Raw genomic sequence first — 12,190 nt, forward strand, 5'->3', positions numbered from 1 at the left:
AGGATTCCAGATTTGGCAGACCTCGGCTGGCGCCAGGACGGCTCCGCCACAAAATCTCACCCGATGCATAAGAACGGTTAGGTGGCGCGCCACCTAACCCTAGGCCGGCGATATTTATGTCTTCCGCGGCCGCAGCGGCAATCTGATCAAGATTATCTGGCATGATGGGCTTGGCATGTCGCTGTATGCAAACGGCTCGAGAAGGGCCGGTTTCTATGGCCGTCGCCGGCGGACGGCACGGTTTCCATATCACCGGCGCAGCTCGCCTACATGCTCGACGGGATCGATTGGCGCAACCCGCGCCACACGTTCCGCCCGCAGCGCGCGGGCTGAGTTTTTCTTTGAGTTTGCGCCATTTTCCGCGAGTCAGCGGGCGCGTTTTATGATTCACTCCAGGGCATGGTTGCCACCGCCCAGGATGCTGTTCCGGACGATATCGGCGCGCTCAGAGCGGCGCTGACCGCAGCGCTGGCCAGAGCCGAAGACGAGGCCGCGCGCGCTGCGCTGGTCGAGGCCGAACTGGCGGTCGCCAGGGCTAAGGCATCGGATGATGCGGCGCTGATCGCACATCAGCATCTGACGATCCGCAAGCTGCAGCGGGCGCTGCATGGTCAGAGTTCTGAACGCTCAGCCCGCCTGCACGACCAGATGGAGCTCACCTTCGAGGAGCTCGAGAGCACCGCGACGGAAGACGAGATCGCCGCCGAACAGGCCGCGGCCAGGACCACCGAGGTGGTGCCTTATGTGCGCAAACGACCGGCGCGTCAGCCATTTCCCGAGCATCTGCCGCGCGAACGCGTGGTCGAGCCGGCGCCGACCGCTTGCCATTGCTGCGGCGGTCATCGGCTACGCAAGCTGGGTGAGGATATCACCGAGACGCTGGAGGTGGTGCCGCGGCAATGGAAGGTGATCCAGCACGTGCGGGAGAAGTTCACCTGCCGCGACTGCGAGACGATCAGCCCCGTCGCCGACCGCTTTGAGGACAGCCGTGCCGGCGAATGCGTCGCCCGCCATCTGGATGGCTATCGCGGCGTCCTGCAGGTCGACGGCAGCGACCGTATTTCCTATGGTCCGGCGAAGCGGTACGGTTTCAGCTGTGTTCATGATCGAGATAGCTCGCGATGGTGGGACCTACGTGAAGGTCTTCGATCAACGCGGTACATCCCCACTGTGGCAAGAGGTACCGGCCGATACATTGTTGCCAGATCCGAATTGTGCTGCCACAAGTCAGCCTATAGCCTGGCCGCATTCCACTGGTAATGGCGACCGGCACCCAGCCCTCCCAACACCTGGGGCGGTTCGAGCTACGACGAGGGATCGCAGGCCCGACCAATGGTCTCCGATCGTGTCAACATAACGCGGGGGGGGGTGGGCTCCGCCCTTCTCCCTCCAGATGTGCCACGCACACCGCTGGAAATGATGATGCCACCCAAGACGGTCGCTTTGATTTGAATTAGAAGGAGAAAAACGTGCTAAAAGAACTGCATTTTGAGATTGCCGAGTTTCAGTCACGTCTAACAGCGGTAAAGAAAGAAATGACGACGAGAGGGATCGAGATCCTTCTTCTGTCAGAGCCGCCTAACCAAAACTATCTTACCGGCTATAACGCTTACTCGTTCTATACTCCGCAAATGGTGATCGTGTCACTCGATCACGACGAGCCTATTTGGGTGGGCCGGTTGATGGATCGCGTTTCGGCATTAATGACTACCTATCTTGCCGATCAAAACATCAGAGCTTACCCCGAAACGCATGTTCATTCGCCCTTCCTATCGGCCTACACCTTTATGGCCGATATTGTAAGGGAAGTCGGGGGCGAGAAGGCGCGCGTTGGCGTCGAGATGGGAGGATACTATTATTCCGCCCGTGCTCACCAGGATCTTACCCGGGCTTTGCCACTTGCGGAATTCGTTGATGCTGACCTACTCGTTGGATGGCTCCGGCTGATAAAGAGCCCGACTGAAATCGCAATCATGCGTCAAGCTGGTCAGCTTGCAGATGTGGCGATGCAATGTGTGATCGATACGGTGGAAGCTGGAGTTCGTGAATGCGATATCGCGGCAGCTATTTATCACCAGCAAGTGTCGGGTACGGCTGAGTTTGGAGGTGACTACCCTGCTTGCCCTCCCGATCTTTGCATAGGCGAGCGTTCAATCGCTCCACATGCAGCTTGGACCGACGAACCGGTGCCGAATTCCTCTGTTGTTAATCTTGAACTTTCGGGGTGCCGGCACCGCTACCAAGTTCAACTCTCTCGTACAATCGTAGTCGGCAAACCCTCAACTGCATTCCAAAATCTGTCGAAGATTGCTGTAGAAGCCCTAAACGTCGGCCTCGAAAGTGTGCGTCCTGGGCGGACCTGTTCAGAAGTGTTCAGCGCATTCAGTCAAGTGCTTGCTCGCCATGGGATTGAAAAGGAGTCCCGAATTGGATATCCGACTGGCATCGCATTTCCGCCCGCATCGGGAGAACGTACGGCTAGTATCCGCAAGGGAGATGAAACAGTTCTTCAGCCAGGTATGGTTTTCCACATGATGCCTGGCCTGTGGCTAGACAACGTTGGAATCACGATCACCCAAAGTTTTGCTGTTAAGGATCGTGGGTTTGACCCTTTAACGAAGACAGCGCGCGAGCTTTTCGTCAAATAGAATGCGGATTACTGTGGGGGGCAAGCTCTTCCTGCAAACCGGCGTCGATCCCGTCCTCTTCGGCGGGATTCCAGCAGTTGCACGTGGTGCGGCAACGCAATGCGCGCTTGTCGCCGCGATCCGCTCCCATGCGGCCGCACGCGTCGCCGGCGAAGCGCCGATCGATGCGACGCTCGACGAGGCGCGGCTGGGCGATTGACGCGGCAGCTACGTCAGGATCGAGTATCTCAAATTGCGAACCGATTAGGATCGGTTTTGCAACGGTTGAGTTGGGACGCAGGGAGGATTGTTTGCGCTTCTGGTCGGGCGGCGAGAATGGCGAACTGTCCGGCCAGCGACGGATTCGGATTGAAGGCGTCCCTGGCCTGTCACTTGCTCATCATGTGAAACATTTCAATGCCGGACAGGATAATGCCGACGCTTACTGAGGATTGAAGCCGCACATCGTTCGGACACGGTGCTTTATGCGCCGATGGTCCTGATTGATCCAATTGTTCAACTATGGCTCCGGCAGATGCGGATCGGCTTCAGCAGGCACCGGGCGCGATCCTGCAAGCGATTTGTGGTGTCGCAGGCGAGACAAGTCTGTAGGCCGGATACCGCCGTAGCGTACCAAAAGGACAGTATTCTTTGACAATATTCCCCTTCACCGAAGCCACCCCGTACAGTTTCAAGCGACTCCGCCGAAGACTTCGGAAGTCGTGGTCATCGGCGGCGGCATTGTCGGCGTGACTACGGCGCTGTTCTGGCGCGCCGGAATATCTCGGTATCACTGTTGGAGATGGGAATCCCGCTCCCGAAGCCTCTGCACTCCGCCCATCGACCGCGGGATTACGGGCTTTTCCTGCAGTTCAAGACAGTGCCGCTCAAGGCGAGTTGGGCGGGCATGATCGATGCAATGCCGGATGTCGTGCCTATCGTCGATCGCGCCGCTGCGATCCTAGGTCTGGTTATCGCGACCGGGATGAGTAGCCACGGCTTCGGTATCGGACCCGGCATGGGCGGGTTGGTGGGCCGACCTGGTCCAAGGAAATGAGACAGGGCACAACCTCCACAGATTCCGCCAATCACGCTTCAGCGACGGCAGCATGATCCGTTTGGGACCTTCCCTCTAGAGGAGATGACCTTCGCCGTTTAGCAGGCTTCGACCAGATGACCGGTCAGCGCGCCGGCCTTGACGGGCACATCGGTTGGCGGAAACGAGATGAACCCTGTCGCATTCTCTGCCTCCTTTTCCGGGTCGAGCGCAGGCGCACGAGCCTAAATTGATCTGCTGCAACTTTTGATTACAGTGCTGTGGCAAGGAACCTTCGTTTTCGGAGTGTTGCAATGTTCAAAGGCTGTCAGTTCGACAAGTCCGCGGTCCTGCTCTGGTGCGCTGCTATCTCTCGCCTGCAATCTGAGCCTGCGTGATCTTGAGGAGATGGCCGAGCGCGGTATTGCCGCACTCCAGTTTGCCTACTCATCGGGAGACGAGATGGTCGTCGGCCCGACGTCGGGAAAGCTTCAGCGCCTCTAAGTGAATAGCTGAGGTGCTTCTTAGGCTGTGGACACCCTTGGCATCGATCTGATCGCCGGCCTTGACCAGCACTTCGGCGATTGTGCCGTCGCGCTCGGCATGCAATGCCGTCTCCATCTTCATCGCCTCGATGGACAAAAGCACGTCGCCGGCCTTGACCGCCTGGCCGGCGGCAACGGCGAGCGCCGAGACGACGCCCGCATCGGTGCTCCGACATGCGCCTCGTTGCCCGGCTCAGCCTTGCGCCGCGATGCGCACGGGTGGTTTCAGTCCAGGCCATCGTGATCTCCATCGAAGCTCGCAAATCCGACGGAATCACAACCGGCTGAAATCACTCAACTATTTTCGGAACGGCGCTAATGGCGGGCCGCCAATCACATCGCGTTAACATTAGTGGTGCTAGTTCGGTGCAGCAAAAGATATAGTATACGACTGATGAAAAGAAGCTCAAAGAGGTCTTATAAATCTTTAAGTTGTTTCTTAAATGTTTAACCCCAGAGACGCAATGGCAGTGTAGAAGCTTTCCCAAGTCAGTAACGACCCGCCCCATTACCGCACTGTGGACGTGTAAATGGGGGAAGCAATAACGACTTCACCCTCGCGCTGATCAGGCAAGGGCATGTGGTGGAGCGAGCCAAAGGCTGTGACGAATGCATTCGCAGAGGCAGTTTGGTACGATCGATGTTTGGGTTTTCCGGCATTCACAGCTGACAATCCCAACGCCATACATGCGTGAAGTGCTAAGCCCAACTGAGCGGGAGCGGGCCGAAAGAATCCGCCACTCAGATCTGCGGCTTTCATACATTCAAGCAAAATTTGCTTTTCGAACCATCCTTGCTGCGCACTTGCATATTCCGGAGCAAGATCTCCAGATGACCGTTTCGCGGTTCGGCAAGCCTCGATTGCCGGCGCGCGATATCGAAGTGAGCCAGTCTCACAGCCAGGATTGGTCCGCCGTCGCCGTTTCAGCCGTGGGCCTGATTGGGATAGATATTGAGCGTTGGCGCCCCTTGGCAAATTGCCGACAATTGGCCCGCCACATTATGACTGACCAAGAAGTCAGGAGGTTTGAAGACGTTACGCGCAAACAGTCTGCGAGAGAGTTCCTGGAGCTGTGGACCAGGAAAGAGGCTATACTGAAATGCGTAGGTCTTGGTCTCCAGCAGGACCCGCTAACGCTTCACACGGGCTGGGATGAGCAGGTTGTGGAATTTGGTGGCCTGCATTATTATCTCAATGCGCTCCCAATCCGCGGGCAGTTAATAGGGCATATAGCATCGCCTTGTCCCCAGCAGATCATCATGCGCACCCTGCCATCTCAATTGGTTGACCAACTTGGACAGCCGGATACCAAATAAATTACTGAACCTTCATGATCGAAGGTCGCGGACAATGGTACCTTCACAGCAAGGTCTGAGGTCAGGGACAGCCAAAAAGGCTTGTGTCCGAATTGCGCTCGGACGCTGCACGAGTACGCAATGCAGGGGCGCAATAAGGGTCGACAGCGTTACTGCAATGGCGCCGTTCGCGTAAATTTATCAAATTAGAAATTAAATCGTTGTGCAAAATGATATTTAACACTTTTTAACAGATGCCTGAACTGAAGTTTGATACATCTTAACATTCTACATTAGATAACCGTGCTACTTTGGCTGCCGTAAGCTTAGGTCGAAGTGGCAGCTTCTAGTGCTATAAAGACCGAATTGGAAGTCCTCATAAAAAAGAAATGTCCGCTAAGAAAGAGGCGTTTTCAGGCGGAATCTAGGTGGAGTGGCTTGAGAGATGGAACAACTTCCTGGTAAGTCAAAAACACTGCTTAGTGTTGTAAAGAGTTCACTTGCGCCGTCGTATCGGCTAATTTGCTTCCCCCATGGGGGGGGTAGCGTCCAGTCGTTCCGTAATTGGCCAGACTATCTCCCTGACGACATTGAGCTTATTTGCTTGGATCTTCCCGGGCGCGGCAAACGATCAGCGGAGGCCGCCATTCGCAGCATGGACGTACTGGCACCCATGGTCATCGAGGCGCTCCAGGAATACAGCGATAGCCCCTTCGTTTTCTTCGGTCATAGCGCAGGTGCCCTCGTGGCCTACGAGATTGCCCGCTCCCTTGAGGAGGCCGGTCGGCCATCTCCCTTCCATGTGGTCGTGTCTGCTCACCCGTCAGCGGATCTGCCCCCGCAAGAGCCGCCGATGTATACATACACCGATGATAAGCTAACCGATGTGATTCGTACCCTTGGTATGGTCCCCAAGAAGGCGCTGGCAAACGAGAAACTGCTATTGGACTTCATTTTGCCGCCCCTGCGGGCCGACTTCGAACTTGCGGAGACTTACGACCGAAACCTGCCAAAGCCTCTCAAGGCGGCAATCACCGCAATGGGCGGAGTTGAGGACGAAATCAATGCCAATGACCTAGACGGATGGCGTCGGCTTACGACGTCGCGCTTCGCCCGGATTATGTTTGATGGCGATCACTTTTTCACCCATGCCATGACGGAGCAGGTGGTGTCCAGCCTCCTGCGCGAGGTTAGCGAGGTGAAGGGACAACTTCCGGTTTCTATCCAACACGGCGAGGTCTTCCCTTATACTAATCTAACGCTGCATGAGCGATTCCGCAAACAAGCAGCTCTCACCCCCGACAGTCCTGCCATCGTTTCAGAGGCTACGACCATCACATATCGTGAACTCGACGACCTAACCGACATTCTATCCAGGCACCTTCTTGGACATGGTCAGAGCCGAGGTTCCAGCGTGGGTATCCTGATGGATACTTCACCTGAATACGCCGTCGCTTTGTTCGGTATTCTAAAAACAGGGGCGGCCTACGTCGTGCTTGACAAAGCATTGCCCGCCGCTGCGGTAAAGCGAATACTTGCGAAAGCATGTGTTGAAATCGTCGTCACCAGCGACCATTTCGCAGCCAAGCTTCCGCCTGACTGGTCCGGTATTGCGCTGTCGCTCGACGAGGGTTGGGAAGCACAACTTGGCAAGGCCAGCCCGGCCAATCCGCAACCGGTGAATATCGATGCGCCGGCCCAGATCTCATTTTCGTCTGGCACGACTGGTGAACCAAAAGGGATTGTCTGCCCCCACCGAAGCAGTGTATGCGCCAACCAGTGGCGCTATCATGCGCTGCCATACACGCTTGGTGAGCGTGAGGCGGTCAATCTCTTCGGGGACATAATGCGGCCGATCCTCGCCGGGATTCCAGCCTATCTGGTCCCCGATGACGTTATCTACGATCCGCATCAGCTGGTCGAGTACCTGGAGCGAAATCGAATTTCCAGAATATTGCTAACCCCATCACTGCTGGACGTGATTATCAGCAGCGGCTTCCTTGACCTCCCCTCCCGCCTTCCCGATCTCAGATTGATCTACCTATCAGGCGAGGTACTAACAGCAGCGTTGCTTGCGCGGGTCAGGGACGCGCTGCCGCACATCAGAATCATCAATTACTACGGCGCAGCGGAGGCATGTGATGTTTCGCATATTGACTTGAGCGAGGTCGATCCTGCGATAATACAAAAGGTCGCGCCGGTGGGTAGGCCTCAGTACAATGTCAGTGTCTATATCCTGGGGGAGCAACGCGATCCCGTCCCAATGGGCTTCTTGGGCGAGGTCTTCGTCGGCGGCGATGTCTTGGCTCATGGATATCTCGGCAGCCCAGAGATGACACGCGAAAGGTTCTTTCCCGACCCGTTTCGCGCAGATGGCACGATGTTCCGCACTGGCGATCTTGGTCGTATGCTGCCAAGTGGCCACTTGGAAATTATCGGGCGCTGCGCTTTCATGGTGAAGATCCGAGGTTACAGCCTCGTGCCCGGGTCTGTAGAAGCTGCCTTGCTTCGCTACGCCGGGGTCCGCTCCGCCGCCGTATTGCCTGAGCTCGATTCGACGACAGGCCAGCCGGACCGACTGGTCGCCTATGTGGTGCTGCACGATGGTTGCAGAGGCTGGGAGGCTCCTTTGCGAGCGCATTTAAAGTCCGAGTTACCGCACTATGCGATACCTGCGCATTTCGTGGCGGTACGGGAATTGCCCATTGCGGCTAACGGAAAACTTGATCGGTCGCGCCTTCGCGGGCTCGCGCAAGAGTCGTGCGCTCTGGTGACCGGTACCGACGAGGTCGAATCAGCACTTCGCGCAGCCTGGCGAGACCTTCTCCAGGCCGAAGCTGCCGATCTGGGCGACAATTTTTTCGACTGCGGCGGACACTCCCTTCTGGCTGCCCGCCTCTGCACGCAGATTCGTGAGAGTCTGAAGGTGCAACTCCGGGTAGTGGAGGTCTTCCTCAATCCGACCTTTAACGAACTCGCGGCTCTTCTCCGCAAACGCATTGGCGAGCAGGGACGTCCCCAAATCGGCAAGCTCCCCAAAACACCGCCAGTCTTGGCGCGTAGGGCGCATGTGAAGGCGCTGGACCGTCGAAGCAGCCCCAGTATGGACATTGCGGTGATTGGTATGGCCGCGCGTTTTCCTGGCGCGGAGACGGTAGACGCGCTGTGGGAGAACCTCTGCCAGGGGGTATGCTCGATCACCTCGCTCTCCAGGCAGGAGCTCAAGGCCCGAGGCATTGCGGAAGCTGTCCTGAATCGCCCGGATTATGTGCGCGTGGGCGCCCATCTCAACGATGTGGACCTTTTCGATCCGGATTTCTGGAGCCTCTCGAGGCGTGAGGCAACGTTAATGGACCCGCAGCATCGGCTGTTTCTCGAATGCTGCTGGAAGGCACTTGAGTCGGCCGGATATGCGCCAACCCAGCATGAAGGCCGGACCGGAGTGTTCGCAGGGTCTTCTTCCCCACTCTATCTACTGCACCATTTGAAGGGCAGCCTCAGCGATCCCACCAACGCGCCACTCGCTTTCCTGACGGAGCTCGGCAACGAGAAGGACTACCTTGCCGCGCGCGTGTCCTACATGCTGAACCTTAACGGCCCAAGCATTGCGGTGCAAACCTCATGCTCAACTGGGTTAGTGGCGATCGCGGTCGCCGCTCAGTCGCTCGCGGCCGGCTATTGCGACATGGCGTTGGCAGGGGGCTCGAGTATCACCTTCCCTCAAGCGGGGTATCAGTTTGTCAAGGACTTCATTAATTCTTCGGACGGTGTGTGCCGGGCCTTTGATGCCGATGCAAGTGGCACGGTGCTCGGAGATGGGGTAGGGGTTGTCGTTCTCAAGCGCCTTGAAGACGCGCTTGAGGCGAACGACTCGATCCACGCGGTGGTAAAAGGATGTGCCATTAACAACGACGGCCGCGCCAAATCATCCTTCTCGGCGCCTAGCGCACGAGGCCAGGCCGAAGTTGTGCGCCAAGCACTTGCCTCCGCGGCACTTGGCCCTGAAGATGTGGAATATATCGAAACTCATGGGACCGGCACCAAGGTCGGCGACCCAATCGAGGTCCGCGCACTGGCAGATGTCTTCGCGGGGCAGGCGAACGCCTGTGCGCTCGGGTCAATTAAACCGAATATCGGCCATGCCAACATCGCCTCAGGGGTCGCGAGCTTTATCAAGACAGCTCTCACGCTTCAGCACGGAGTAATCCCAGCGACAATCAAAATCAATCGGCTGAATGAAGATCTGGGACTGGAAGACACGCCTTTCTTCATCAATGAGCAGCTTAGACCTTGGCCCCGTCCGCCGGGACGTTCACGAACTGCCGGAGTTACTGGACTCGGTATGGGAGGAACCAACTGCCATATCGTGCTGCAGGAATGGGACAGCGACAATGCAAGGGCTTGGCCCGGATCGATTGCACGGGGATCTCACGCCCTTTGCCTATCTGCAAAGACCCCGTCAGCGCTAAGCCGGGCCTGCCTGAATCTAGCTGCGTTCTTGCGGCGCAACCGCGACATCGATCTTGGTGACGTCGCTCATACACTACGCGTGGCGAGATGCCACTTCGCGCATCGAACCGTTGTGGTGGCGCGCAACTTGGGCACGGCCATCGCGAGGTTGGAAGAAGAAGGGGATCGTACAGCTGATCGGACCTTTTCCTCGCCGTCTATTGGCTTCATGCTGCCGGGCTGCGGAGTGCAGCACCCGCGGATGTTCAAGGATCTGTTCGATCACGTGCCGGACTTCCGCAATGCTTTCCTGACTTGTGCGGCCGCTTGTCGCCGGCTCCTGGATCGTGACCTGGAGACGGTCATGTTTGGGGAAGACGACAAATACCGGACGGCTTCCTTCGAAGAAATCAGTGTCATGATTTTCTCCGTGCAATTCGCCATGGCGCGTTCGCTAGAACTGTTCGGAGTTCAGCCCGCTTATCTCGTCGGACACAGCATGAGCGAATACGTTGTGGCTACCCTAGCGGGCATTCTAAAAGTGGAAGATGCTGTTGAGCTGACGATCGCTCGGAGCCGTGCGGTGGCAAATATTGGTATCGATGGTGCTATGCTTGCGGCCGGATGCGGCCCGAGCGAGGCTGAGCGTATCCTCACGGAGGACGCTTGGCGTGATCGAGCAGAAGCTGGCGAGATCGGCGTCGGTATCGTGAACTCAAATACCGACGTCGTGTTCACCGGCAAGCGGGAACTTCTGGAAAGGCTTCAGGAAAGTCTCGAACATCGACAGATCACCAACAACCTCCTTATTACAGCTGGCGTCCCCAGCCATTCGCCGCTGATGAAAGGAGCGACTGACGCCATCGACGCGCGGGTCCGTACACTCGAAAAGGGCCTGCCGAATGTGGCCATTGCTCTCAACTCAGGAGCTCTGCATGAAGCGAAAATACCCTTGCAGGACACCTACTTGAGCAGGCAAGCGATCGAGCCTCTCCGATTTGATCGTGCTCTCAAGCCCGTTGTCGCGGCTGGTGTAGCTGCACTCGTTGACATCGGGCCCTCACGAAATCTGGCGCGTCTGGCACAGGGAGCAATCAACTCAGAGGACCGGAAGACCCGAATTCCATCGATCGTCCCAGCCGCGCGCGACGAGAACGATGAACAATCCACTGACCGCCATGTCCTTCTGGAATGCCTTGGGGCACTCTGGGCCGCGGGTGTTGCGGTGGATTGGAAACGGGCCAGTGATCAATTGGAACCGTTCGGTACTCGCCGTCGCATTTCCCTTCCAACGTACTCATTCGACGGTCACCGATGCTGGCCGGACGATCAGCTTGCGAGGCGGACGGTTCCGCGGCAGTCCGGGGAGCGAGAACAGCAAAGGGGAGAAGAGTTCACGACGCCAGACGAGTAGTAATAAGAGGAGAAAAGGGTTATGGCAGAAAAAGTAGTCGAACCAGGAAAACTAAACATGTTTAGCAACGATGATCCGAGGAAAATTTTTCTTGATGAAGTTAAAAATATTATCGGAGATAACGAAATATGCTTGGACGATAACTTTTTTGATGTTGGGGGAGACAGCCTTATCGCCGCAGAGCTCCAAGCTAATTTGGATAAAAGCAACAATTGGAGGTCGCCGCAATTGGATGAGATAATTGAGGCGGCGACGTTCGGCGACCTGTACGAGCGAATATGCATCCGTAACCATCCGTCGAAATAAGGACACCTCGAACTTGCTAGACTGAATGTCCCAGGAGAACATTTGGTCTAGAGCGGAGACGCAGCTGAACACACAGCTCTGTTTCTGGCTTCGGCGAGACTGGGAGCGGACCATCTTCCGTCCGCATGCGCCAGACTCGACGCACACTTCCCAAAGGGAATGCCAAAATCGGACTCTTCTGTCAGGCTGTAACCACTGGATCTGCGAAATTGCTACCGCACATGGACATTTGGCACCCAGGTGGTCGGCGGCGACAGTCGATATTTGATGAATGCGCATACACCATGCACATCAAATGTATCTGCACGACCCTGGAGGCCAGAATGACGTCGCAAATCGAGAGCTGCCTTGGAATTCTGGGTTTGGAACCTGCCTTGCCACCCAGCGTGGCGCCGCCGGCGCCGCCGTCCGGCTCGCTGTTTAGTTCAGCTACTTTCGAGTTTCCCGTCATATCAGAAACCGTCGAAGGAGCTTGGGCGGATGTTGTCATGCTGGGCGAACCTGCGCTCCAGCCGGC

6 protein-coding genes and 4 pseudogenes are annotated in these 12,190 nt (G+C 56.8%); 8 read left to right on the forward strand and 2 right to left on the reverse strand.

Annotation, left to right across the window (positions count from 1 at the left end):
- Positions 1-399: 399 nt before the first annotated feature.
- The 3 genes and pseudogenes from FJ425_RS30950 to FJ425_RS30960 form a co-directional block, all read left to right on the forward strand.
- A pseudogene (locus FJ425_RS30950) lies at positions 400-960 on the forward strand (IS66 family transposase zinc-finger binding domain-containing protein); the annotation flags it as partial.
- A gap of 509 nt (positions 961-1,469) precedes the next feature.
- On the forward strand, positions 1,470-2,648 hold the full coding sequence (locus FJ425_RS30955; protein WP_084016212.1) for a Xaa-Pro peptidase family protein: 1,179 nt from the start codon (positions 1,470-1,472) through the stop codon (positions 2,646-2,648).
- 13 nt (positions 2,649-2,661) lie between these two features.
- A complete protein-coding gene (locus FJ425_RS30960; RefSeq protein WP_140700809.1) occupies positions 2,662-2,847 on the forward strand; it encodes a hypothetical protein in 186 nt (61 codons plus the stop codon).
- A 106-nt stretch (positions 2,848-2,953) separates the two neighbouring features.
- On the opposite strand, the pseudogene FJ425_RS30965 reads toward FJ425_RS30960, so the two are convergent.
- Positions 2,954-3,227: pseudogene (locus FJ425_RS30965) on the reverse strand (DDE-type integrase/transposase/recombinase); the annotation flags it as partial.
- Between the two features lie 319 nt (positions 3,228-3,546).
- On the opposite strand from FJ425_RS30965, the gene FJ425_RS32250 reads away from it, so the two are divergent.
- Positions 3,547-3,684 (forward strand): hypothetical protein, encoded by a 138-nt coding sequence (locus tag FJ425_RS32250; protein ID WP_245322136.1) that lies wholly within the window; start codon positions 3,547-3,549, stop codon positions 3,682-3,684.
- 519 nt (positions 3,685-4,203) lie between these two features.
- Here the strand turns inward: FJ425_RS32250 and FJ425_RS30975 are convergent.
- Positions 4,204-4,418 (reverse strand): annotated as a pseudogene (locus FJ425_RS30975) (biotin/lipoyl-containing protein); the annotation flags it as partial.
- 399 nt (positions 4,419-4,817) lie between these two features.
- On the opposite strand from FJ425_RS30975, the gene FJ425_RS30980 reads away from it, so the two are divergent.
- From FJ425_RS30980 to FJ425_RS31825, 4 genes and pseudogenes are all read left to right on the forward strand, one after another.
- Positions 4,818-5,525 carry a 4'-phosphopantetheinyl transferase superfamily protein gene (locus tag FJ425_RS30980; RefSeq protein ID WP_084016210.1) on the forward strand — a complete coding sequence of 236 codons (708 nt, stop codon included), beginning with the start codon at positions 4,818-4,820 and terminating at the stop codon, positions 5,523-5,525.
- A 424-nt stretch (positions 5,526-5,949) separates the two neighbouring features.
- Positions 5,950-11,367 carry a type I polyketide synthase gene (locus tag FJ425_RS30985; RefSeq protein ID WP_084016208.1) on the forward strand — a complete coding sequence of 1,806 codons (5,418 nt, stop codon included), beginning with the start codon at positions 5,950-5,952 and terminating at the stop codon, positions 11,365-11,367.
- A 21-nt stretch (positions 11,368-11,388) separates the two neighbouring features.
- Entirely contained in the window at positions 11,389-11,673 is a 285-nt protein-coding gene (locus FJ425_RS30990) for an acyl carrier protein (RefSeq protein ID WP_084016206.1), read from the forward strand.
- A gap of 323 nt (positions 11,674-11,996) precedes the next feature.
- Positions 11,997-12,190: pseudogene (locus tag FJ425_RS31825) on the forward strand (hypothetical protein); the annotation flags it as partial.

Source organism: Mesorhizobium sp. B2-7-2 (assembly GCF_006440775.1).
Lineage (GTDB): Bacteria > Pseudomonadota > Alphaproteobacteria > Rhizobiales > Rhizobiaceae > Mesorhizobium.

What these genes read in the sequence shown, in the direction of transcription:
- FJ425_RS32250 (WP_245322136.1), top strand. Translation starts at nt 3,547, where the DNA reads ATGCCGGATGTCGTGCCTATCGTCGATCGCGCCGCTGCGATCCTAGGT.
- FJ425_RS30980 (WP_084016210.1), top strand. Translation starts at nt 4,818, where the DNA reads ATGCATTCGCAGAGGCAGTTTGGTACGATCGATGTTTGGGTTTTCCGG.
- FJ425_RS30985 (WP_084016208.1), top strand. Translation starts at nt 5,950, where the DNA reads ATGGAACAACTTCCTGGTAAGTCAAAAACACTGCTTAGTGTTGTAAAG.
- FJ425_RS30990 (WP_084016206.1), top strand. Translation starts at nt 11,389, where the DNA reads ATGGCAGAAAAAGTAGTCGAACCAGGAAAACTAAACATGTTTAGCAAC.